General features: G+C 65.8%; 20 protein-coding genes and 1 pseudogene. 13 read left to right on the forward strand and 8 right to left on the reverse strand.

The genetic code is table 11. The annotated features are described in order from the left end of the window. On the reverse strand, positions 1-927 hold the full coding sequence (locus tag ACVIGB_RS50280) for an alpha/beta hydrolase family protein (protein WP_456723641.1): 927 nt from the start codon (positions 925-927) through the stop codon (positions 1-3). 146 nt (positions 928-1,073) lie between these two features. Between ACVIGB_RS50280 and ACVIGB_RS50285 the strand changes: the two genes are divergently transcribed. The 4 genes from ACVIGB_RS50285 (at position 1,074) to ACVIGB_RS50300 (ending at position 5,835) form a co-directional block, all read left to right on the forward strand. Further along, the gene (locus ACVIGB_RS50285) at positions 1,074-2,462 is read left to right on the forward strand and encodes a class II 3-deoxy-7-phosphoheptulonate synthase (protein ID WP_456723640.1); all 1,389 of its coding nucleotides are present in this window, start codon (positions 1,074-1,076) and stop codon (positions 2,460-2,462) included. Between the two features lie 29 nt (positions 2,463-2,491). Then, on the forward strand, positions 2,492-2,851 hold the full coding sequence (locus ACVIGB_RS50290; RefSeq protein ID WP_456723639.1) for a diacylglycerol kinase: 360 nt from the start codon (positions 2,492-2,494) through the stop codon (positions 2,849-2,851). Continuing rightward, complete coding sequence (locus ACVIGB_RS50295) at positions 2,848-3,993, forward strand: NAD(P)/FAD-dependent oxidoreductase (protein ID WP_456723638.1); 1,146 nt, start codon at positions 2,848-2,850, stop codon at positions 3,991-3,993. The genes ACVIGB_RS50290 and ACVIGB_RS50295 overlap by 4 nt, the downstream gene beginning before the upstream one ends. A gap of 90 nt (positions 3,994-4,083) precedes the next feature. Further along, positions 4,084-5,835, forward strand: coding sequence for an NAD+ synthase (locus ACVIGB_RS50300; protein ID WP_456723637.1), 1,752 nt, complete (start codon positions 4,084-4,086; stop codon positions 5,833-5,835). A gap of 3 nt (positions 5,836-5,838) precedes the next feature. On the opposite strand, the gene ACVIGB_RS50305 is transcribed toward ACVIGB_RS50300, so the two are convergent. Together ACVIGB_RS50305 and ACVIGB_RS50310 are read right to left on the reverse strand one after the other, a co-directional pair. After that, positions 5,839-6,990, reverse strand: coding sequence for a DUF2865 domain-containing protein (locus ACVIGB_RS50305; protein ID WP_456723636.1), 1,152 nt, complete (start codon positions 6,988-6,990; stop codon positions 5,839-5,841). 142 nt (positions 6,991-7,132) lie between these two features. Then, complete coding sequence (locus tag ACVIGB_RS50310) at positions 7,133-7,441, reverse strand: hypothetical protein (protein WP_092127206.1); 309 nt, start codon at positions 7,439-7,441, stop codon at positions 7,133-7,135. 295 nt (positions 7,442-7,736) lie between these two features. On the opposite strand from ACVIGB_RS50310, the gene cysS reads away from it, so the two are divergent. The 4 genes from cysS (at position 7,737) to ACVIGB_RS50330 (ending at position 11,736) form a co-directional block, all read left to right on the forward strand. Then, on the forward strand, positions 7,737-9,152 hold the full coding sequence (gene cysS / locus ACVIGB_RS50315; RefSeq protein ID WP_456723635.1) for a cysteine--tRNA ligase: 1,416 nt from the start codon (positions 7,737-7,739) through the stop codon (positions 9,150-9,152). Continuing rightward, positions 9,149-9,655, forward strand: a complete 507-nt coding sequence (locus ACVIGB_RS50320) for a GNAT family N-acetyltransferase (RefSeq protein WP_456723634.1) — start codon at positions 9,149-9,151, stop codon at positions 9,653-9,655. The genes cysS and ACVIGB_RS50320 overlap by 4 nt, the downstream gene beginning before the upstream one ends. Then, positions 9,652-11,250 (forward strand): citramalate synthase, encoded by a 1,599-nt coding sequence (gene cimA, locus ACVIGB_RS50325; protein WP_456723633.1) that lies wholly within the window; start codon positions 9,652-9,654, stop codon positions 11,248-11,250. The genes ACVIGB_RS50320 and cimA overlap by 4 nt, the downstream gene beginning before the upstream one ends. Positions 11,251-11,358: 108 nt before the next feature. After that, a complete protein-coding gene (locus tag ACVIGB_RS50330; protein ID WP_456723632.1) occupies positions 11,359-11,736 on the forward strand; it encodes a VOC family protein in 378 nt (125 codons plus the stop codon). Positions 11,737-11,944: 208 nt separating this feature from the next. On the opposite strand, the gene ACVIGB_RS50335 is transcribed toward ACVIGB_RS50330, so the two are convergent. Continuing rightward, positions 11,945-12,550, reverse strand: a complete 606-nt coding sequence (locus ACVIGB_RS50335; protein ID WP_176532011.1) for an LOG family protein — start codon at positions 12,548-12,550, stop codon at positions 11,945-11,947. 213 nt (positions 12,551-12,763) lie between these two features. Between ACVIGB_RS50335 and ACVIGB_RS50340 the strand changes: the two genes are divergently transcribed. From ACVIGB_RS50340 to ACVIGB_RS50355, 4 genes and pseudogenes are all read left to right on the forward strand, one after another. Continuing rightward, a complete protein-coding gene (locus ACVIGB_RS50340; protein ID WP_456723631.1) occupies positions 12,764-14,752 on the forward strand; it encodes an ABCB family ABC transporter ATP-binding protein/permease in 1,989 nt (662 codons plus the stop codon). A 153-nt stretch (positions 14,753-14,905) separates the two neighbouring features. After that, positions 14,906-15,604 carry a phosphatidylserine decarboxylase gene (locus tag ACVIGB_RS50345; RefSeq protein WP_092127222.1) on the forward strand — a complete coding sequence of 233 codons (699 nt, stop codon included), beginning with the start codon at positions 14,906-14,908 and terminating at the stop codon, positions 15,602-15,604. Positions 15,605-15,683: 79 nt separating this feature from the next. Beyond that, positions 15,684-16,562 (forward strand): CDP-diacylglycerol--serine O-phosphatidyltransferase, encoded by an 879-nt coding sequence (gene pssA, locus ACVIGB_RS50350; RefSeq protein ID WP_456723630.1) that lies wholly within the window; start codon positions 15,684-15,686, stop codon positions 16,560-16,562. 246 nt (positions 16,563-16,808) lie between these two features. Then, positions 16,809-17,526: pseudogene (locus tag ACVIGB_RS50355) on the forward strand (RraA family protein). Between the two features lie 180 nt (positions 17,527-17,706). Here ACVIGB_RS50355 and ACVIGB_RS50360 read toward each other — a convergent pair. Continuing rightward, complete coding sequence (locus ACVIGB_RS50360; protein WP_456723628.1) at positions 17,707-18,327, reverse strand: TerC family protein; 621 nt, start codon at positions 18,325-18,327, stop codon at positions 17,707-17,709. A 180-nt stretch (positions 18,328-18,507) separates the two neighbouring features. Continuing rightward, entirely contained in the window at positions 18,508-18,801 is a 294-nt protein-coding gene (locus ACVIGB_RS50365; protein ID WP_456723627.1) for a hypothetical protein, read from the reverse strand. Between the two features lie 324 nt (positions 18,802-19,125). Between ACVIGB_RS50365 and ACVIGB_RS50370 the strand changes: the two genes are divergently transcribed. Continuing rightward, the gene (locus tag ACVIGB_RS50370; RefSeq protein WP_456725245.1) at positions 19,126-19,953 is read left to right on the forward strand and encodes an SDR family NAD(P)-dependent oxidoreductase; all 828 of its coding nucleotides are present in this window, start codon (positions 19,126-19,128) and stop codon (positions 19,951-19,953) included. A gap of 61 nt (positions 19,954-20,014) precedes the next feature. Here the strand turns inward: ACVIGB_RS50370 and ACVIGB_RS50375 are convergent, their stop codons facing one another. Then, positions 20,015-20,932, reverse strand: a complete 918-nt coding sequence (locus tag ACVIGB_RS50375; protein WP_456723626.1) for a DMT family transporter — start codon at positions 20,930-20,932, stop codon at positions 20,015-20,017. A gap of 126 nt (positions 20,933-21,058) precedes the next feature. Further along, positions 21,059-21,610: a GrpB family protein gene (locus ACVIGB_RS50380; RefSeq protein ID WP_456723625.1), complete on the reverse strand. Its 552-nt coding sequence runs from the start codon at positions 21,608-21,610 to the stop codon at positions 21,059-21,061. Positions 21,611-21,736: the final 126 nt, after the last annotated feature.

A 21,736-nucleotide genomic window follows, 5' to 3' on the forward strand; every position in this document is an offset into this window, starting at 1 on the left:
CTATCCCTCCGCTTCGAGCCACTCCGCGGCGCCGCGCCAGAGTGCGTCGCGGTGGTCACTGCGGAAGAAGCCGAAATGACCGATCTTGGCTGCGCTGGCATCCGCAGGACGGATCGAGATGATCTCCGGCGTGATCGAGGTGAAGGCGGAGCACAGCAACTCGACCGCCGGCCGCGTCGCCCAGGTGTCGTCGGTGATGACAAGCGCGCGGAGCTTGCCCTTGAACTTCGGAAAATTCTCCCGCGCAGCGAGCGTGGCATCGTCGAGCAGATAGCGCTCGCGCATCACCCAGCCTCGCCATTGCTCGAACACGCCCCGCGGCAGGTCCATGCCGAGGCCGGCCCAGGCGGGCACATAGCCGAGCGTGCGCGCCAGCGGCAGGCCGATGCCGTTCATGAAGGCGACGACGCGGTAGCGCTCCGGCGAGGCCATCAGCTTCCAGGCGGCCGCCTGCGAGGCGACCAGCAGCGCGCGCGGGATCTCGGCGTTATTGGCAAGGAGCCCAAGCGCCTGGCCGCCGAAGGAGTGGCCGACATAGGCGAAGGGCAGGTCGCGGTAGCGGTCGCGCATCCAGCTCACCGCCGCGGTGGTGTCGAGCGCGGCCCAGTCCGCCATCGTGGCCTTGAAGCCGGCCAGCGACTTCGGCTTGTTGAGGCCGGTTGCCGCCATCGGCCTCGAGTCGCCGGTGCCGCGGTAATCGTAGGTCAAGACCGCGGCGCCGCGGCGGGCGAGGTAGCCGGCAAAGCCGCGATAGACCTTCCGCGGCACGGCGGTCGCCGAGTTGATCAGGACGGCGTGGCGCTTCCTGCCGCGCGGCAGGAACAGCGTCGCGGCGAGCGGATAGCCGTCCGCGGCCGGCACGACGATGTCGTCGCTAAAAACGTCGTCCAGCGCGGCGGAGGCTGCGGCAATTTCCCTGGCATTCATGGTATGGTCCAGCAAATGCGAATTCGTATTTTCCTGCAAGAGTTTGACGGGATTGCAGGAATCCTTCTAGCGGGGGAGCGGGCGGCTGTGTATAAGCCCACCTTTCCCGTCGATTAAGTCGCGGTTTTTGCTCAGGAGTTGACCTCATGTCCGAGCGGTGGACACCCGATAGCTGGCGCGCCAAGAAGGTGCTGCAGGTGCCCGATTATCCCGATGCCAAGGCATTGGCCGATGTCGAGGCCCAGCTTGCGACCTTTCCGCCGCTGGTGTTCGCGGGCGAGGCGCGCAATCTGAAGAAGGCGCTGGGGCGGGTCTCCGCCGGCGAGGCGTTTCTGCTGCAGGGCGGCGATTGCGCCGAGAGCTTTGCCGAGCACGGCGCCAACAACATCCGCGACTTCTTCCGCGTGCTGCTGCAGATGGCGGTGGTCATGACCTATGCCGGCGCGCTGCCGGTGGTGAAGGTCGGCCGCATCGCAGGCCAATTTGCAAAACCGCGCTCGTCGCCGACCGAGAAGCAGGGCGATGTCGAGCTGCCGAGCTATCGCGGCGACATCGTCAACGACATCGCCTTCACGCTGGAAGCGCGGATTCCCGATCCGCAGCGCCAGCTGATGGCCTACCGGCAATCCGCGGCAACGCTGAACCTGCTGCGCGCGTTCGCCACCGGCGGCTTTGCCAATCTCGGCAGCGTGCATCAATGGATGCTCGGCTTCCTGAAGGATTCGCCGCAGTCCCGCCGCTACAAGGAGCTGGCCGACCGCATCTCGGACGCGCTGAACTTCATGCGCGCCTGCGGCCTCGATCTCGAGAGCCATCCGGAGCTCCGCGCCACCGATTTCTACACCAGCCACGAGGCGCTCTTGCTCGGCTACGAGCAGGCGATGACGCGGGTCGATTCCACCACCGGCGACTGGTACGCGACCTCGGGCCACATGATCTGGATCGGCGACCGCACCCGGCAGCTCGATCACGGCCATGTCGAATATTTCCGCGGCATCAAGAACCCGATCGGCCTGAAGTGCGGTCCGTCGCTGAAGCCCGACGAGTTGCTGAAGCTGATCGACGTGCTGAACCCCGACAACGAGCCGGGACGCCTGACGCTGATCAACCGCTTCGGCGCCGACAAGGTCGGCGACCATCTGCCGGGCCTGATCCGCGCCGTGCAGCGGGAAGGCCGCAACGTGGTGTGGTCGTGCGATCCGATGCACGGCAACACCATCACCTCGACCTCGGGCTACAAGACGCGGCCGTTCGACCGCGTGCTGTCCGAGGTGAAGGCGTTCTTCCAGATCCACGCCGCCGAAGGCACCCATGCCGGCGGCGTGCATCTGGAGATGACCGGGCAGGACGTCACCGAGTGCATCGGCGGTGCGCGCGCCATCACCGATGAGGATCTCAACGATCGCTACCACACGGTCTGCGATCCCCGCCTCAACGCCGAACAGTCGATCGACATGGCCTTCCTGATCGCCGAGCTCCTGAAGCAGGAGCGCGCCGGCAAGGTCAAGCCGATGCCGGCCGCCGCTGGGTTGTGATTTGGGGGCCGTGACTTGAGGGCAGTGACTTGCTGAGGTTCTGGCGAGCCACCATCAACTCGCGCAACGGGCTGGCATTCGCCATTCGCTCGGAGCAGGCGATTCGCGAGGAAGTCGTCGCGCTGGTGCTGTCGGTGCCGCTGGCCTGGCTGGTCGGCGCCACCGTGATGCGGCGGGTCGAGCTGGTCGCAACCGTGGTGCTGGTGCTCGTCATCGAGCTGCTCAACACCGCGATCGAGAAGCTCGCCGACCGCCTGACGATGGATCGCGATCCGCAGATCGGGCGGGTCAAGGACATGGGCTCCGCCGCCGTCGGCGTCGCGCTCGTGATGGCCGGGCTGTTCTGGCTGTTCGCCCTGGCCGAACGCCTGGGCGCATTCTCGTCGTGAGCGCCAACAAGCCGATCAAGCTTGCGGTGATCGGACGTGGACTGATCGGGTCGGCGGCCGCGCGACACCTGAGCAAGATGGGCCATGATGTTGCGCTGATCGGGCCCGATGAGCCGGCCGATTTTTCGCAGCACAACGGCGTGTTCGGCAGCCACTATGATGAGGGCCGCATCACGCGGGTCTACGATCCGCAGCCATTCTGGCGGCAGATGAACCGCGCTGCGATTGCGCGCTATGGCGAGATCGCAGCGGAAAGTGGTGTCGACTTCTACCGCGAAGCCGGTGCGCTTCACATCGGCGATCGCGAGACCACCGATGTCGCCTCGGTCGGTAAAGTCTGCGCCGACGAGGGGATTTCTTGTGAAGCCTATCAGGATGCAGGGCTTACGGAGCGGTTTCCGTTCCTGAAATCGACCGCGGGAATGCTGGGCTATTTCGAGCCGCGCAATGCCGGATACATCTCACCGCGCCGCCTGGTCCGGGCGCAGACGATCGCGGCGGAGCGCGCAGGCGCCCGGATCGTCGACGAGCCTGCGCTCGGGATTTCAGAGAACGGCTCCGGTGTGACGATCCGGACGCGATCGGGCAGCGTCGCGGCTGAGCGCGTGCTCGTTGCCGCCGGCGGGCACACCCAATCGCTGCTCGGTCGCTCATTGGGCTTTACGGTCTATGCGCGTACCGCGGCGCTGTTTCGGCTCGGTGCGGCGGAGGTGCAACGCCTGGCCGGTATGCCGTCGATGCGCTGTCTCGGGCCCAAGGGCGACAATCCCTACATCCTGCCGCCGATCCCTTATCCGGATGGCCAGACCTGGCTGAAGCTCGGCGGCGATCCGGTCGATCGTCCGCTCGACAGCGAGGCTGAGATCAAGGACTGGTTCCGATCGGGCGGATCGGTTGACGTGGCCGATCGGCTGCAAACCCAGATCCTTGACCGCATTCGCGACCTCAAATTCGAGGAACGCCGCGTCGTGCCCTGCATGACCACCTTCGGCGACACCGGCTTGCCCAGCATCGGACCGCTTTCCGAGCGGGTCACGGTCGCATTCGGCTGCTATGGCAAGAGCGCGAAATGTTCGGACGAATTGGGCCGGTTGGGAGGCATGGCGCTGCTCGGCGAGGTGAGGGCAGAGCTTGCCCCCTGACCGGCGCCGGCGATCCCAGTGCGATTTCTGCAATCGCACCATGATCCGACGACCATTGCAGTTTGCCGTTGTGCGGGACAACATAAAGATATGAGCGAACAACAGATCAAGATCACCCTGGCGCAACTCAATCCGACGGTCGGTGACGTCACCGGCAACGCCGTGAAGGCACGCGCCGCGCGCGACAAAGCGAAAGCCGACGGCGCCGACCTCGTGGTGCTGTCGGAGCTGTTCATCGCCGGCTATCCGCCGGAGGATCTGGTGCTCAAGCCGGCGTTCCAGTCGGCCTGCCGCGCCGCGATCGAGGAACTGGCGCGCGAGACCAAAGATGGCGGCCCGGCGATGCTGATCGGCACGCCCTGGGTCGAGGACGGCAAGCTCTACAATGCCTGCGCGCTGCTCGACGGCGGACGCATCGCAGCGCTCCGCTTCAAGGCCAATCTGCCGAATTACGGCGTGTTCGACGAGAAGCGGCTGTTCGCACGCGGCCCGGCATCGGGCCCGGTGACGGTGCGCGGCGTGCGCATCGGCGTGCCGATTTGCGAGGACATCTGGCTCGAGGAATCCGAGGACTACGAAAACGTCGTCGAGTGCCTGGCCGAGACCGGCGCGGAAATTCTGATCGTGCCGAACGGCTCGCCCTATGCCCGCGACAAGACCGATCTCCGGCTGTCGATCGTGGTGGCGCGCGTCACCGAGAGCGGGCTGCCGCTGATTTATCTCAACGAGATGGGCGGCCAGGACGAGCTGATCTTCGACGGCGCCTCGTTTGCGCTCAATGCCGATCTCTCCGTCGCAGCACAGCTTCCGGCGTTCGAGGAGAACATCACGACGCTGACCTGGCGCAAGACCGCGGATGGCTGGCGCTGCAACGGGCCGATCACGGCGCAGCTCGAAGGCGACAAGGCCGATTACGCGGCCTGCGTGCTCGGCCTGCGCGACTATGTCCGCAAGAACGGTTTTCCCGGCGTGCTGCTCGGCGTCTCCGGCGGCATCGACTCGGCGCTGTGCGCGGCGATCGCGGTCGATGCGCTCGGTGCCGACAAGGTGCGCGGCGTCATGCTGCCGTTCCGCTACACCGCGCAGGTGTCGCTCGACGATGCCGCCAAGCTCGCCGCCGCGCTCGGCATCCGCTACGAGATCCTGCCGATCGCCGACGCCGTGAACGGGTTCGAGAAGATACTCGCGCCGGTGTTCGCCGGCATGGAGCGCGACATCACCGAGGAGAATTTGCAGGCGCGCGCCCGCGGCACGCTGTTGATGGCGATCTCCAACAAGACCGGCGCCATGGTGGTGACGACAGGCAACAAGTCGGAAATGTCGGTCGGCTACGCCACGCTGTATGGCGACATGAACGGCGGCTTCAACCCGATCAAGGACATCTACAAGACCGAGGTGTTCCGCCTGTCGAGCCTGCGCAATGCCTGGAAGCCGGACGGCGCGCTCGGGCCCTCGAGCGAGGTGATCCCGGTCAACATCATCATCCGGCCGCCGACCGCGGAGTTGCGCGAGAACCAGACCGATCAGGATTCGCTGCCGCCCTACGAGGTGCTGGATGCGATTCTCGAGCGGCTGGTGGAGCGCGAGGAGCCGCTTGCGACCATCATCGAGGCCGGCTTCGACCGCGATGTGGTGACGCGCGTCGATCGCCTGCTCAACATCGCCGAATACAAGCGGCGGCAGGCGGCGCCGGGGGTGAAGGTGACGCGGAAGAATTTCGGCCGCGACCGCCGCTATCCCATCACCAACCGCTTCCGCGATTTCGGCAAGGCGCTGCCGGAGCCGGACGAGAAGCTCGTGATGCGCGGCTCGCGCGCGTCGGCGGAAGCGTTCGAGGGGTGAACCTTACTGCTTCTTCGGGATGAAGGTCGGGCCGACCGTGCGGATCTGGCCGTCGCTCGCGGGCGCCGCCGGCGCGGTGGCGTCAGCGGCGGCGGGCTGCTGCGGTTGAGCCGCCGCTGCAGCGGGCGCGCCCTTCTTGCCGGCAGCAGCCTTGGTCTGCGCGCGCTGCTGCATCTTCCGCGCGCTCTCCTCGGTGACGATGATGTCGCCCTGCTGAGCGGCGGACGCCTGGTCGTCGACCGCCTTCAGCGCCTCCGCCCAGCTCTGGCCGGCTGCCTTGCAGGAGCAGGACGGATTGAACTCGGTGCGGTACTTGAACGCGTTCGGCAGCGACGAGTAGGACTGGCCGCTGATCGAGACCGCCTGGTTGATGTCTTCGCCGGGATTGCGGTAGGCGAACAGGCTGGCCTCCGCGGCCGGGCACTGCGCCTTGCAGATTTGCTCGTCGGCGGCAAAGCGCGCCTGCGAGGTCGCGAACGAGATCGGGAAGTAGGCGCCGTCGCAGGTGCGGACGCAGACGGTGCGGAAGGTACCGGACTGTCCGCCATATTGTGCGTCAGGCGGGGGCAGCGGATTGGGATTGCCGCCACCGCCGCCGCCGAACAGGTTCTCGATGAAATTGCCGGGGCCGCGCGCGGCCGCCGCGTATTGCGGACCGCAATTGTTCTGCGCCAGCGCGGTCAATACCGAGCGGCGCTGGTTCTCGCGATCGGCGCCGCCGAGCCCGCCGGTGCGCAGCCGCTCGAGATTTGCGGTCATCTGGTCGAGATTGGCGCGCATCTGCTGGATCTGGTTGTTGACCGGTCCGCACTGCGCCGAGTTGTTGTTGAAGAGCGAGAGGAATCCAGAACTGTCGCAGCCCATGCGCCGGGCCTGCGCCGTCACGCGATCGAGTTCGCCCTGCTGCCGGGTTGCCGCATCCTGATAGCGGCGGATCTGCTCGTCCTTGGCCGGATCGCCGCCGCCGCGATCGATCGCGGCCAGCTGGCCCTCCAGCCGCGCGCACATCGGATTGGCCTGCGCGCCTTGGGGAGCCGGGCCGGGCGGGCCCGGAGGCACCTGCGCCAGGGCATGCGTGGCGGGCAGGGCGATGCCGGCCAACACGGCGCAAGCCAAGAACCAGCGGGAGAAGCGAGAACGGGAGCTATGGGGCATATCCGGCCATTAAAACGACGCCGCGCGGCGATCAACGCCAAAGCGCGCAGGCAAGCCGCTGCAATAGCCGTTTCTCGGGGCAGCGTCACGTCGTTTCCGGGGCGCCGGTGTGGCAATAACCCCGTTTGTCCAGCGGCTTGGCTCAGCGCTGGCAGGTGATGGCGACGTATTCGCCGCAGCTATTGCCGGTGCAGGTCTCGCCCGCGGCGTGCGGAACCGCGCCGGTGATCTCGTCGGGATCGACACGGCGGTAACTGGTGGCCTGCGCAAAATCGCGTGACCGGCAGTAGGCGCGGGCGGCGGATGCACCGCAGCGATCGCCGTGGGCCAAGCACTGATCGATGCCGTATCCGTCGGCCTGGTTGGCGACGATGAAAACGCGGCTGTCGGCCAAGGCGGCCGAGGAGACAAGGACGAACGTAGAGGCAATCAATGCTGAAATGGGCCGCATGGTGCACCAGTGAAAATGGCGGGGAATCCGCAGGCCCTCCCGTACGCCCAATTCCTTAATAATGATTAACCATGAGGGCGTTGGCGTGATTTCGGCGCGGTGCGGGCTGCATAACGCCCGAAAACAGCCCCTTGACGCGATAAGGGGGCCGTGAGACACGATGGAACCATGAACGGCCACCTCGCCATCTGCAGCATTTGCCGCGAGATTATGAGCTAGCGATTCGCTGGCTGAGGCCGTCTTTTCTCAATCACCTGAGAATCACTGGACGCCCGGCCGCAAGGGACGGTGATCCATGGAATTGCGCCTTTACGACACGTTGACCCGGGAGAAGCGGCCCTTCGTGCCGCTCGATGCCAATAACGTCCGCATGTATGCCTGCGGACCGACGGTCTACGACTTCGCCCATATCGGCAACGGCCGGGCCGCTATTGTCTTCGACGTGCTGTTCCGCGCGCTGCGCCATCGCTATGGCGCCGATCACGTCACCTATGTCCGCAACATCACCGACGTCGACGACAAGATCAACGTCCGCGCCGCGCGGGATTATCCCGGCGTGCCGCTGAACGAGGCGATCCGCAAGGTCACCGAGCAGACCTATCAGCAGTACCAGGACGATGTCTCTGCGCTGGGCTGCTTGCCGCCGACCGTGCAGCCGCGCGCGACCGAGCATATCCCGGAGATGCGCGCGATCATCGAGAAGCTGGTCGCCGGCGGCTTTGCCTATGTCGCCGAGGATCACGTGCTGTTTTCGCCGCAGGCGATGAACGCGGCTAACTCCACGCTGCCGCGCTACGGCGCGCTGTCGAAGCGCTCGCTCGACGAGATGATCGCGGGCGCCCGCGTCGATGTTGCGCCCTACAAGCGCGACAACACCGACTTCGTGCTGTGGAAACCGTCGAAGCCCGGCGAGCCGTCCTGGCCGTCGCCGGCAGGCATTGCCGTCGAGGGCCGGCCAGGCTGGCACATCGAGTGCTCGGCGATGGCCTGGAAGCATCTCGGTGAGAAGTTCGACATCCATGGCGGCGGCATCGACCTGGTGTTCCCGCACCATGAGAACGAGCTCGCGCAGACTTGCTGCGCGTTCCATACCGACCGCATGGCCAATGTCTGGATGCACAACGGCTTCCTGCAGATCGAAAGCGAGAAGATGTCGAAGTCGCTCGGCAACTTCTTCACGATCCGCGATCTCTTGGCCGATTGGCCGGGCGAGGTGCTGCGGCTCAGCATGCTGAGAACGCATTACCGCTCGCCGCTCGACTGGACGCTCAAGAGTGCGGAGGAAGCCGCACGGACGCTCGACGACTGGTATGCGGTCGCGGCCGACGCCGAGTCCGGCGCGCCGTCGCCGGCGATGGTCGAGGCGCTCTACGACGACCTCAACACGGCGCAGGCCATGGCCGTGCTGCACAGTTTGCGGAATGCTGCCGCGAGCAGTGAAGCGGCCCGCAAGGAATTTGCCGGCTCGCTGCGGCTGCTCGGCTTCCTCGCCGAGAGCGCGGCGTCGTGGAAGGGCCGCAAGGAGCAGGCCAGCGGCGTCGATGCCGCCGCAGTCGAGGCGCTGATCGCCGAGCGCACCGGGGCGCGTGCGCGCAAGGACTTCAAGGAATCCGATCGGATCCGCGATCAGCTCGCGGCGATGGGCGTCGCGATCAAGGACGGCAAGGATGCCGAAGGAAAGCCGATCACGACCTGGGAGGTTGCGCGATGAGCCGATCCGCACCCGCATTGCGTCCCTATCTGCCTGACGATGCGCCGCTGCTGGCGGCGATCTTCGCGGCGTCGATCATGGACCTGACCGGCGACGATTACAGCGAGGCGCAGCAGGAAGCTTGGGCGATGGCCGCCGATGACGAGGAGGCCTTCGGCAAGAAGCTCGCCGGGCAGCTGACCCTGATTGCGACATTGCAGGGCGCGCCGGTCGGCTTCGCCTCGTTGAAGGGGGCCGATCACATCGACATGCTCTATGTGCATCCGAGCGCGGTCGGGCGGGGTGCGGGCAGCGCGCTGTGCGATGCGCTGGAGAAGATTGCGAGTGCTCGCGGCAGCAAGGCCCTGAAGGTCGATGCCAGCGACACCGCGCTCGAATTCTTCCGCAAACGCGGCTACGTCGCGCAGCAGCGCAATACGGTCACCATCAACGACGAATGGCTCGCCAACACCACGATGCAGAAGACGCTCGACGGCGTTGCCGTGCCAGGAGGCCACGCATGAGCCGCGAGCGCCTCTATCTGTTCGATACCACGCTGCGCGACGGTGCGCAGACCAACGGCGTCGACTTCACGCTGCAGGACAAGCAGGTGATCGCGGGCATGCTCGATGCGCTCGGCATCGACTATGTCGAGGGCGGCTATCCCGGCGCCAATCCGACCGACACCGAGTTCTTCAGCAAGAAGCCTGCGTTCGACCACGCGCGCTTCACCGCGTTCGGCATGACGCGGCGGCCGGGCCGCTCGGCGTCCAACGATCCGGGGCTCGCCGGCATCCTCGAGGCCAAGGCGGACGCGATCTGCTTCGTGGCAAAATCCTCGGCCTACCAGGTCCGCGTCGCGCTCGAGACCACGAACGAGGAGAACCTCGCCTCGATCCGCGACAGCGTAGCGGCCGCCAAGGCGCTCGGCCGCGAGGTGATGGTCGACTGCGAGCACTTCTTCGACGGCTACAAGGAGAACCGCGACTATGCACTTGCCTGCGCCACGGCGGCCTATGAGGCCGGCGCGCGCTGGGTGGTGCTGTGCGACACCAACGGCGGCACCATGCCGCACGAGATCGAGACCATCGTCGGCGATGTCGTCAGGCAGGTGCCTGGCGCTCATGTCGGTATTCACGCCCATAACGACACCGAGCAGGCGGTGGCCAATTCGCTCGCCGCGGTGCGCGCCGGCGCACGGCAGATCCAGGGCACGCTCAACGGCCTCGGCGAGCGCTGCGGCAACGCCAATCTCTGCTCGCTGATCCCGACCTTGAAGCTGAAGCAGGAGTTTTCCGACAAGTTCGAGATCGGCGTCACCACGGAGAAGATGGCGACGCTGATGAAGGTGTCGCGCACGCTCGACGACATGCTGAACCGCGCGCCAAACCGCCATGCTGCCTACGTCGGCGAGAGCGCCTTCGTCACCAAGACCGGCATCCATGCCTCCGCCGTCATGAAGGATCCGCAGACCTATGAGCACGTGCTGCCGGATTCCGTCGGCAACCACCGCAAGGTGCTGGTGTCGGACCAGGCCGGCCGCTCCAACGTGATGGCCGAGCTCGACCGCGCCGGCATCGTCTATGACAAGGGCGATCCGCGGCTGACGCGCCTGGTCGAGGAGCTGAAGGAGCGCGAGGCCGCGGGATTTGCCTATGAATCGGCGAATGCCTCATTCGACCTGTTGGCGCGTCGCACGCTCGGCAAGGTGCCGGAATATTTCAAGGTCGAGCAGTTCGACGTCAATGTCGAGCAGCGCTACAACGCCAACGGCCAGCGCGTCACGGTGGCGCTCGCGGTGGTGAAGGTCGACGTCGACGGCGAGCGGCTGATCTCGGCCGCCGAGGGCAACGGCCCGGTGAATGCGCTCGACGTGGCGCTGCGCAAGGATCTCGGCAAGTACCAGAAATATATCGATGGCCTGAAGCTGATCGACTACCGCGTGCGTATCCTCAATGGCGGCACCGAGGCAGTCACGCGCGTGCTGATCGAAAGCGAGGACGAGACCGGCGAGAGCTGGACGACGGTCGGCGTCTCGCCCAATATCATCGACGCCTCGTTCCAGGCGCTGATGGATTCGGTGTTCTACAAGCTGGTGAAGTCGGGCGCGCAGGCGTGAAGAAGAAGTAGCCCGGATGAGCAAAGCGATATCCGGGGCCATGTCGATCAGTTTCCCCGGATGTCGCTTCGCTCATCCGGGCTACAGATTTCAGAGGAGGGCGCTTTCATGATCGACCACGTCTCCGTCGGTGTCTGCGACCTCGAGCGCGCCGCGCGGTTCTATGAGCCGACGCTGGCCGCGCTCGGCCTGACCCGCCTCGTCACGCGGCCGGCGACGATCGGCTTCGGCAAGGCCTATCCGGAATTCTGGATCAATCTGCGCGCCACGATGGCGCAGGTCGCGCATGAGAGTGGCACGCATATCTGTTTGCGGGCGAAAACCACCGCCGAGGTCGACGCCTTCCACGCCGCCGCGCTGGCCTGCGGCGGCCTATCCGACGGCGCCCCGGGCCTGCGCCCGCACGACCGCGTGCGCTACTACGCCGCCTTCGTGCTCGATCCCGACGGTAACCGCATCGAGGCCGTGACGTTTCCGAGCGAGTAGGGCCTCGATACGCGGTGAAGCTGTTGAACCCGTCATCCCCGCGCAAAGGCTTCGCCTTTGTCGCTGGAGGTGCGAGCCTTGCGGCGCAATTGCGCCGCTGGGCGAGCCTCGAAGGGCGAACGGCCGCCAGCCGGGCCGTGCATGCTTCGAGACGCGCGTTCCGCGCTCCTCAGCATGACGGTGATGGAGCTGAAGGCGTGGTGAACGCTTACAGCCGCCGCGCCACTTCGGGCGCGAGCTCCTTCGCGGCCGCCGGCTTGCCGGCGACGGCGGAACGCAGCCGCGGCAAAATCTCGTCGACGCGGTCGGCCATCAGCACGTTGATCGGAAGCGTCGCGCGGATGAACTCGGTCGTGCGCATGTGGCTCAGCAGCGAGAGCAGGGGTTCCCAGAAACCATCAATATTGGCGAGCAGGATCGGCTTGGAGTGACGGCCGAGCTGCTGCCAGGTCAATTGCTCGACCAGCTCCTCCAGCGTGCCGATGCCGCCGGGCAGCGCGACGAACGCATCCGAACGCTCGAACATCAGCCGCTTGCGCTCATGCATGTCGGGGGTGACGATCATCTCCTGAACCGAGGTCAGCGCATTCTCGCGCGCCCGCAGGAATTCCGGAATGATGCCGGTGACCGAGCCGCCATGATCGAGGGTGGATTTCGCGACCGCGCCCATCAGGCCGATCGAGCCGCCGCCGTAGACCAGGCGCACGTTGTTTTCGGCAAAGGCCTTGCCGAGCGCGACGGCAGCTTCAACGAAACGGGGATTGTTACCGGGGCCGGAGCCGCAATAAACACAGACAGTCTTGATTTGGTTCATACGATCCTTGTGGCACTGCAGCGTAAACAGGGTCAAGACTCGCATATGGGCATTGAGAGCCAAAATATCCCGTAAATTCCCGCGAATCGCGAACAATTTTCGTCATAAGCCTGTACGCCACGTTGAAACGATCTATATGACGGGCACAATGGCAAATCGTGGAAAAGATGTGGCCGCGGACCGCCGCGCCATGACGTCGCGAGCGGGCTTCTGATGGTGCCGCCGCAACAGACTGTGACCGCGGCCGATCAGCCCACGGCCACCACCCCGGCCGCCGAGAGGGGGACGCTGCTCGGCACTCTCGTTCATCTCTGGCCCTATATCTGGCCCGGCGATCGCGCCGATTTGAAGATGCGCGTGATCTGGTCGGTGGTGCTGCTGCTGTTCGCCAAGCTCGCGACGCTGTCGGTTCCGTTCACCTTCAAATGGGCGATCGATGCGCTGAACGGCACGGGTTCGGCGCCGGTCGCGACCTCGAACTGGATGGTCTGGCTGATCGCCTCGCCGGTGCTGATGACGATCAGCTACGGCGCGGTGCGCATCATCATGGCGGTGCTGACGCAGTGGCGCGACGGCATCTTCGCCCGCGTCGCGATGCATGCGGTGCGGCGGCTCGCCTACATCACCTTCGTGCACATGCACGAGCTGTCGCTGCGCTTCCATCTCGAGCGCAAGACCGGCGGCCTGACCCGCGTGCTGGAGCGCGGCCGCTCCGGCATCGAGACCATCGTGCGGATGGTGATCCTGCAGCTGATCCCGACCATCGTCGAGGTCACGCTGCTGGCGGGAGTGCTGCTCTGGCAGTTCGACTGGCGCTATGTGCTCGCGGTGCTGATCACGGTCGTCGTGTTCATGTACTACACCTACATTGCGACCGAGTGGCGGATTGAGATCCGCCGCAAGATGAACGATTCCGACACCGAGGCGAACACCAAGGCGATCGACTCGCTGCTCAACTACGAGACGGTGAAGTATTTCGGCGCCGAGGAGCGCGAGGCCAGGCGCTACGACCGCTCGATGGAGCGCTACGAGCAGGCGAGCGTGAAGACCTACACCTCGCTCGCCGTGCTCAACACCGGGCAGGCGATCATCTTCACCGCGGGGCTGACCGCGACCATGCTGATGTGCGCGTTCGGCATCCGCAACGGCACCCACACCGTCGGCGATTTCGTGCTGATCAACTCGATGATGATCCAGCTGTACCAGCCGCTGAACTTCATGGGCATGGTGTATCGCGAGATCAAGCAGGCGATCATCGACATCGAGAAGATGTTCGACGTGCTGGCACGCGATCCCGAGGTGAAGGACGTGCCGGGCGCCAAGCCGCTCGTGGTGTCCACAGGCAGCGTGCGTTTCGAGGATGTCCGATTCGCCTATGAGCCCGACCGCCAGATCCTGAAAGGCCTGAGCTTCGAGGTGCCGGCCGGCAAGACGGTCGCGATCGTCGGTCCCTCCGGCGCCGGCAAGTCGACGATCTCGCGGCTCCTGTTCCGGCTCTACGATGTCTCGAGCGGCCGCATCCTGATCGACGGCCAGGACATCAAGAATGTGACGCAGGCCTCGCTGCGGTCGGCGATCGGCATGGTGCCGCAGGACACCGTGCTGTTCAACGACACCATCCGCTACAACATCCGCTATGGCCGCTGGGATGCCGGCGATGACGAGGTGGAGGAGGCGGCGCGGCTGGCGCAGATCGACGGCTTCATCCGGATGTCGCCGCAGGGTTACGAGACGCAGGTCGGCGAGCGCGGCTTGAAGCTCTCCGGCGGCGAGAAGCAGCGCGTCGCGATCGCGCGCACCGTCTTGAAGGCGCCGCCGATCCTGGTGCTCGACGAGGCGACCTCGGCGCTCGACAGCCACACCGAGCACGAGATCCAGGGCGCGCTGGAGCGGGTCTCGCGCAACCGCACCTCGCTGGTGATCGCGCACCGGCTGTCGACCATCGTCGGCGCCGACGAGATCATCGTGCTGGACCAGGGCCGGATCGCCGAGCGCGGCACCCATGCGCGGCTTTTGGCCTCGGGCGGCCTCTACGCCAGCATGTGGAACCGGCAGCGCGAGGCCGAGGAGGCCCGCGAACGGCTCGCCCAGGTCGATGACGATGGCAGCGCGCCGAATCGCCTGCCGCCCGTGGTCACCGATACGTCTGATGATTCCACCCCTGACGCGGGTGAGAAACCCTTGCCGACTGCCGCGGAATAGTCGATTTAGGGCATGATCCGGAAAAGTGCGAAGCGGTTTTCCGAAAAGATCATGCTTAAACAATGAACTAAAGCGCGATGACGCTTCGACCCCATCTCATCGCGCTTTAGGCCTCTCCCGCCAAACGGGGCGGGGAAACGCAAGCGAGCTCTGATGTCGATCGCCAATTCCATCCGCGCGCAGATCCCGCCGATCCACCCCGAGGGCTATCCGTTCATCGGTGGCTTCGCTCTGGCGAGCCTGATCCTGTTCTGGATCTGGACCCCGCTGGGCTGGATCGGGACGCTGCTCACGGTCTGGTGCGCGCTGTTCTTCCGCGATCCCGTGCGCGTGACGCCGCTGCGCGACGGCATCGTGGTGTCGCCGGCCGATGGCCGCGTCTCCATGGTGGTGCAGGCGCTGCCGCCGGCCGAGCTCGGCCTCGGCGACAAGCCGCTGCCGCGGGTCTCGGTGTTCATGAGCGTATTCAACTGCCACGTGAACCGCAGCCCGGTGGCCGGCCGCATCGACCGCATCGCCTACCGGCCGGGCGCCTTCATCAATGCCGAACTCGACAAGGCGAGCGAGGACAATGAGCGCAACTCGCTGGTGATCTCGGGCGCCAATGGACGCATCGGCGTGGTCCAGATCGCCGGTCTCGTGGCGCGCCGGATCGTCTGCTTCGTCAAGGAAGGCCAGTCGATCGGCGCCGGCGAGCGTTTCGGGCTGATCCGCTTCGGCTCGCGGCTCGACGTCTACCTGCCCGAGGGCACCAAGGCGCTGGTCTCCGAGGGGCAGACCGCGGTTGCCGGCGAGACGATTCTGGCGGATTTCCGCAACGCCGACCCGGGCCGCACCTACCGCGCCGATTAACTCTGTTTCGGCAGGCCGATCAGGCGGTTCCGGCGCCAATGGCGGAGCCGGGCCTTGCTTGCTATATTGCAAGACCATGATGCCCTTTGATCCCAACTCCACCGAGTCTCGCCGCCGCCGGTTCCGCCCGATCCCGGTGCGGATGCTCGTGCCCAACATGATCACGCTGCTGGCGATCTGCGCCGGCCTGACCGCGATCCGGCTGTCGACGGAAGGGCGGATGGAGCTTGCGGTCGCCGCCATCGTGTTCGCCGCGATCCTCGACGGCATCGACGGCCGCGTCGCCCGCATGATCAAGGGCCAGTCGAAATTCGGCGCCGAGCTCGATAGCCTCGCCGACTTCGTCAATTTTGGCGTTGCGCCGGGCCTGATCCTGTATTTCTGGCAGCTGCATGAATTGAACAATGGCGGCTGGATCGCCGCGATGGTGTTCGCGATCTCCGGCGGCCTGCGGCTGGCGCGCTTCAACGCCTCGATCGACGACCCGAACAAGCCGGCCTTCGCCGCCAATTACTTCACGGGTGTGCCGGCGCCGGCCGGTGCGATCACCGTGCTGCTGCCGATCTATCTCGCCTTCCTCGGCGTGCCGATGCCGCCGGCGACGCTGACGGCGTTCTACACGCTCTTGATTGCCTTCCTGATGGTGTCGCGGCTGCCGGTGTTCTCCGGCAAGACCGTGAAGATGCGCGTGCCGCCGGAGATGGTGCTGCCGGTGTTCGTCTCGGTGGTGTTCTTCGTCGCGCTGCTGATCGGCTATCCCTGGCACATCCTGTCGGCGGGTTCGGTCGCCTATTTGATCAGCCTGCCCTGGGGCTGGAAGTCCTATCGCGACCAGGAGCGCCAGCTTGCGGTGCAGACGCAAGGCGCAAGCGCGCCGGCGCCGGCATCGGCTGCGGCTCCCTATGCGGCGCCGGTCGCGGATGCTGACAACGACGATCGTCCGACGCATCTGCACTGAGGCTCTGTGTAATCCATCATCCTGAGGAGCGCGCAGCGCGTCTCGAAGGATGCACGACCACCAGTCGGGCCGTCGACCCTTCGAGGGCCGCTGAAGAAGCGGCCACCTCAGGGTGACGGTGGTAGAGTTCACTTCCGTCCTCTTCTCCAAATATCAGCCATGAGCGTGCCTCGGTTGGGTTCGCCTGCGATCTCGGCTATAGGCTGGGACGGCCCAGCGAACGCCAAAAATCAGGAGAGAAACGCCGTGACATCCGCTTCCGCCCCGCTGCCTGCGTCCGTCCTCGAGGCGTTGGCGCGCTACGACACGCCGACGATCTGCAACGCGATGGAGGTCGTCGCGCCGGAGCGCCGTCTGATCGGCTACACCGTCAAGCCGCTGGTCTGCCCGTTCCCGACCTTGCCGCCGATCGTCGGTTACGCGCGCACGGTCGCGATCCGCTCGGTGCTGAAGTCCGGGCTGTCGGCCCGAGGAGCAGTCGAAGCGCCGCATCGAATATTATGAATATGTCGGCACCGGTTTCGGTCCGCGCATCTCGGTGATCCAGGACATCGACGGTCCCGACGTCGGCTACGGCGCGTTCTGGGGCGAGGTGCAGAGCGCCGTGCACAAGGCGCTCGGTTGTCTCGGCGTCATCACCGACGGCTCGATCCGCGACATCCCGCAATGGGCGCCGGGCTTCCAGGCGCTGGCCGGCTCGATCGGCCCGTCGCACGCCTGGGTACATGCCGAGAGTTTTGGCGGCGAAGTCCGCGTCGCCGGGATGACGGTGCGCTCCGACGATCTGATCCACGCCGACAGCCACGGCGCGATCGTGATCCCCTACGAGATCGCGGCGAAGCTGCCCGAGGCCGCCGAACTCTGCGGCCGCCGCGAGACCCCGATCCTCGATATCGCGCGCAGCAAGGACTTCACGCTCGAGAAGCTGAAGGACGCGCTGAAGCGCTCGGCGGAAATCCACTGACGCTGGATGAGATCGATCGGCCACCGCGACAGAACTGCGCTCCCTCTCCCGCTTGCGGGGGAGGGCTGGGGTGGGGGCTCTCTCCCCGAGTCATATCGTGGAGAGAGCCCCCACCCGGAACGCATCTGACGATGCGTTCCGACCTCCCCCGCAAGCGGGAGAGGTGCAACGAGCCCGCCGTCAAGCCGGCGCGACCTTCGCGATCTCGGATGCCCCGCGAATGGTCATGTCGACGGCGACGTAGAGGATCACGGCGAGGCCGACATAGGCGATCCAGCGGTGGTTCTGCAGCAGCTTTGCGATGAAGGTGGCGGCCGCGCCCATCATCGCGATCGAGAGCGCAAGGCCGAACACCAGCACGATCGGCTGCTCGCGTGCCGCACCGGCGACCGCCAGCACGTTGTCGAGCGACATCGAGACGTCGGCAACGATGATCTGGGTCGTGGCCTGCCACAGCGTCTTGCGTTGTCCCTCCGCGCCATCGGCGGCATGCTCGGCCGTCGTCTCATGCGCGGTGGCGCGCAGCTCGCGCCACATCTTCCAGCACACCCATAGCAGCAGGATGCCGCCGGCCAGCAGCAGGCCGACGATCTGCATCAATTGCGTGGTGAGCAGGGCGAACAGGATGCGCAGCAGCGTCGCAGCAGCGATGCCGATCAGGATCGCCTTGCCGCGTTGCGTCGCCGGCAGGCCTGACGCGGCAAGGCCGATCACGACGGCGTTGTCGCCGGCCAGCACGAGGTCGATGACGACTACTTGCAGCAACGCGCTGAGGGCGTCGAGTGAAAACAGTTCGGACATGAGCAATGCTCCCCTTGAGGTCGGGGAGTGGACCGTTTCGACGAAACGGGATGTCGCCGTCATGTAGACGGCAAATCCGCCGCGGCGCGTGTCCGCGTCGCGGGTCGAAGCAGGGCCACTCCAACTGAGTTCCAGTCCGACATCGCAGCTTGTGGCTGCCAGAGGGGCCCGGCCTGGGATTTACGGTCGTGACACCGGACGCAGCGCCGCCTGTTCCTCGAAGAACAGCGCTGCCTGATCCGGCTCGCCGAGGATCGCCGCCGCGCACCCCATGAAGGTGAATGCGCCGGCAAAATCCCACAGCGTGAGGTTCGCCACGCTTGCACGCATGTGGATCACGCGCGCCGCAAGCGCGGCAATGGCTGCCTCCGCGAACAACACCAGGCTGAGCGCGGGCAGCACGAGTGCGGGCTCAACCAGACGAACGGTCAGGATGATCGGCAGCGCGGTCAGCACCGCGAATAACGGGAGCATGCCGAACGGCTCCAGCGAGGGAGCCTTCCGCGAGAACCTGTCTGGAATGGTCGAGGACATTCCGATTCGTGCCGACCCTTGCCGATCCTGGCCTTGTCGTTCATCCCGACGATATCAGAATGTGTTCACGTTGAGGCGCGGCGCGGCGCCGCGCGACCGCAAGCCGCGCGACAGACTGTACACTTGGGGCCACGGACGAGGGCCGTGGGCGGCCATTTCGGCGCCGTTTTGGGGTTGATCGCGCTGCGGCATGCCATGGCAAAGTCCAGGCTGTGCATTTATCTTTAGTCGCAGCGCTGGGCGAACGAGCGAAGGGCGATGTCCATGAATATGGCAGGCAAGACCGTGCTGATCACCGGTTCCACCGATGGCGTCGGCCGCTACGTTGCGATGAAGCTGGCCGCCGCCGGCGCCAGGGTCCTGATCCATGGCCGCGACACCAAGCGGGCGCAGACCCTGGCCGACGAGATCAAGCGGGTCTCCGGCCGCGAGCCGATGTTCTATCAGGCCGATCTGTCCTCGCTTGCCGAGGTCCGCGAGTTCGCCCAGCTGGTGCTCGACGACCAGGAGCGCCTCGACGTTCTGGTCAGCAATGCCGGCATCGGCTCGCAGAACGACGGGCCGGCGCGGCAGACCAGCAAGGACGGCCATGAGCTGCGCTTTGCGGTGAACTATCTCGCCGGCTTCCTGCTCGCGCATCTCTTGCTGCCGCGGCTCAAGGCCAGCACGCCGGCGCGCATCGTCAATGTCGCCTCGCTCGGCCAGCACCCGATCGATTTCGGCGACGTGATGATCACGAAGAATTATAGCGGCGCCCGCGCCTATGCGCAGAGCAAGCTGTCGCAGATCATGTTCACCATCGACCTCGCCGCGGAGCTCGAAGGCTCCGGCGTGACCGTCAATTCGCTGCACCCGGCGACCTACATGAACACCACGATGGTGCGCGCCAGCGGCGCGACGCCGATCTCGACCGTCGAGCAGGGCGGCGACGCCATCCTGCGGCTGGTCCAGGATGACGACGTCGCGGGCAGGAGCGGGCTGTTCTTCGACGGCAAGCGCGAGGCGCGCGCCCATGCCCAGGCCTATGACGCCGAGGCGCGCAAGCAGCTAAAGGCGTTGAGCCTTGCGCTCACCGGGCTGCGGATTTCCTGACGCGGCGCGCGGCCGGCGCCCGCTGGGCGAAGGCCGTCGGCGGGTCCGGAAACCGTCTAGACTAGCTCTGTCGTTGCGCGAGGTAGAACCCGGCCAATACCGTAACCAATCCGGCCGCCTGCAGCGTGGTCGGCGGCTCGCCAATCAGCAGCCATCCCAGCAGCAAGGTGAGCACCGGCACGGTCGCAGGAAATACGGCGGCGCGGGCTACGCCGAGCCGCTGGATCGACAGCGCGAACAAATACATGGCTGCGGGCCCGGCCAGGATGCCCTGGGCGACGGCTTGCAGCGCATTCTCGTGCAGGCCGATGGCCGCATCGCGCGCGAGCCCGCCCGAGGCGGCATACAGTGGAAACAGCGAGAGCGATAGCACGCTGATGACGGTCGCCACCGAGAACGCGGACACGCGCCAATAGCGTACCAGCGTGGCGAAGCCTGCAAACATCAATCCGGTCGTGACAAAGATCAGATCGCCCATCACGGCGCTCAATCCCATATGGCCGATCGACTCGCTCCCGATCACCGCAAGCCCGACCACGATGACGACGGCGCCGGCGACCCGGGAGAACGAGATCTGTTCCTTCAGCAGGACGACCGCGAGAAACAGTCCGCCCAGCGTTGCGCAAGAAGGCTGGATCACGCTGCCATGCCCGAGGGGCACGAACACGAAGCCGGCATAGCTGATGAGCGACATCACCGGCCCGCCCAGCATCATCAGCGCCATGCCGCGGCCCCATCCGATGCCGCAGAGGTCTTTCAGGCCTGCGCGCACAACGAGCGGGATGAACACGATGCCCGACCACAGGAAGCGATGCATCAAGAGGTCCACAGGTGTGAACCCGACCTTCAGGCCGTGCCGGGTCGCCACGAAGCCGAGAGCCCAGCAAAGCGCCGCGCCGAGACCGCATGCGACCCCGAGCAGAATGGCTTTCTTGTCGGGAAGGGCCGCCGTCTTGGGGCGGGCCGCATGTTTGTTCATGCCGGACGACTACGTTAGCGCGCAGGACGGATCAACCCATCGCGATGCAGGGCTGCTTGGCGCAGCGGCCGATTGCGAAGTTCTTCTTTAGCGACGAACGTGCAGGCTTGCCGCGGTCCGCTTGTGCTATTGGTCTCGTGCCGCGGCGCGCCATGCACGTGCCTTGGCCATGTTCTCCTGGACGAATGCATCCTTGCCGGTTCGATAGGCTTCGATGTCGTCTTTTGAGGAGGCGGCGAGGGCCCGCTTGATGTCGGCGTAGGCGCGGGCCGCCTCGCGGTGCGAGCGCAGATAATCGCGAAACACCAGGCGTGCTTCCCAACGCGGATGGGACGGCTCCATCATATGCAGATGGTGGGTCCACGGACCCGGAGGTCCCTTGCGGAAGAACAGCTCGCCGGGGATCCACGACGCGTAGTCCGGCATGTAGATGTAGCCGAGCGCCTCGAGCGGCTTGACGCAACGTTGCCCGGCCTCATCAAGGCTGCGCACGCCGACCAGCAGGTCGATGATGGGCTTCGACGGGAGACCTGGAACGGCCGTGCTGCCGACATGCTCGATGGCCGAGGCGAACGCGCCGAGAGCCGTCTCGATCCGCATGCGCTCCTGCACGAACAAGGCGAGCCACTCGGGATCATAGTCGGAGACGACGATCGGCCCGGCGCCGTATTTCTCCACGCTCACCTCCTGATTGCCCTTCGCAGAGTATCACGCGGGCTGCGGCCGAGGCGTCACGACCGGGTTATCGTGCCGGGCATCTGGATCAGGAGGCGACATCCACGCGTCGCTGGGAATGTCAGCTTA

The organism is Bradyrhizobium sp. USDA 4341, assembly GCF_054063755.1.

What these genes read in the sequence shown, in the direction of transcription:
- ACVIGB_RS50280 (WP_456723641.1), bottom strand. Translation starts at nt 927, where the DNA reads ATGAATGCCAGGGAAATTGCCGCAGCCTCCGCCGCGCTGGACGACGTT.
- ACVIGB_RS50285 (WP_456723640.1), top strand. Translation starts at nt 1,074, where the DNA reads ATGTCCGAGCGGTGGACACCCGATAGCTGGCGCGCCAAGAAGGTGCTG.
- ACVIGB_RS50300 (WP_456723637.1), top strand. Translation starts at nt 4,084, where the DNA reads ATGAGCGAACAACAGATCAAGATCACCCTGGCGCAACTCAATCCGACG.
- ACVIGB_RS50305 (WP_456723636.1), bottom strand. Translation starts at nt 6,990, where the DNA reads ATGCCCCATAGCTCCCGTTCTCGCTTCTCCCGCTGGTTCTTGGCTTGC.
- ACVIGB_RS50310 (WP_092127206.1), bottom strand. Translation starts at nt 7,441, where the DNA reads ATGCGGCCCATTTCAGCATTGATTGCCTCTACGTTCGTCCTTGTCTCC.
- cysS (WP_456723635.1), top strand. Translation starts at nt 7,737, where the DNA reads ATGGAATTGCGCCTTTACGACACGTTGACCCGGGAGAAGCGGCCCTTC.
- ACVIGB_RS50320 (WP_456723634.1), top strand. Translation starts at nt 9,149, where the DNA reads ATGAGCCGATCCGCACCCGCATTGCGTCCCTATCTGCCTGACGATGCG.
- cimA (WP_456723633.1), top strand. Translation starts at nt 9,652, where the DNA reads ATGAGCCGCGAGCGCCTCTATCTGTTCGATACCACGCTGCGCGACGGT.
- ACVIGB_RS50330 (WP_456723632.1), top strand. Translation starts at nt 11,359, where the DNA reads ATGATCGACCACGTCTCCGTCGGTGTCTGCGACCTCGAGCGCGCCGCG.
- ACVIGB_RS50335 (WP_176532011.1), bottom strand. Translation starts at nt 12,550, where the DNA reads ATGAACCAAATCAAGACTGTCTGTGTTTATTGCGGCTCCGGCCCCGGT.
- ACVIGB_RS50340 (WP_456723631.1), top strand. Translation starts at nt 12,764, where the DNA reads ATGGTGCCGCCGCAACAGACTGTGACCGCGGCCGATCAGCCCACGGCC.
- ACVIGB_RS50345 (WP_092127222.1), top strand. Translation starts at nt 14,906, where the DNA reads ATGTCGATCGCCAATTCCATCCGCGCGCAGATCCCGCCGATCCACCCC.
- pssA (WP_456723630.1), top strand. Translation starts at nt 15,684, where the DNA reads ATGCCCTTTGATCCCAACTCCACCGAGTCTCGCCGCCGCCGGTTCCGC.
- ACVIGB_RS50360 (WP_456723628.1), bottom strand. Translation starts at nt 18,327, where the DNA reads ATGTCCGAACTGTTTTCACTCGACGCCCTCAGCGCGTTGCTGCAAGTA.
- ACVIGB_RS50365 (WP_456723627.1), bottom strand. Translation starts at nt 18,801, where the DNA reads ATGCTCCCGTTATTCGCGGTGCTGACCGCGCTGCCGATCATCCTGACC.
- ACVIGB_RS50370 (WP_456725245.1), top strand. Translation starts at nt 19,126, where the DNA reads ATGAATATGGCAGGCAAGACCGTGCTGATCACCGGTTCCACCGATGGC.
- ACVIGB_RS50375 (WP_456723626.1), bottom strand. Translation starts at nt 20,932, where the DNA reads ATGAACAAACATGCGGCCCGCCCCAAGACGGCGGCCCTTCCCGACAAG.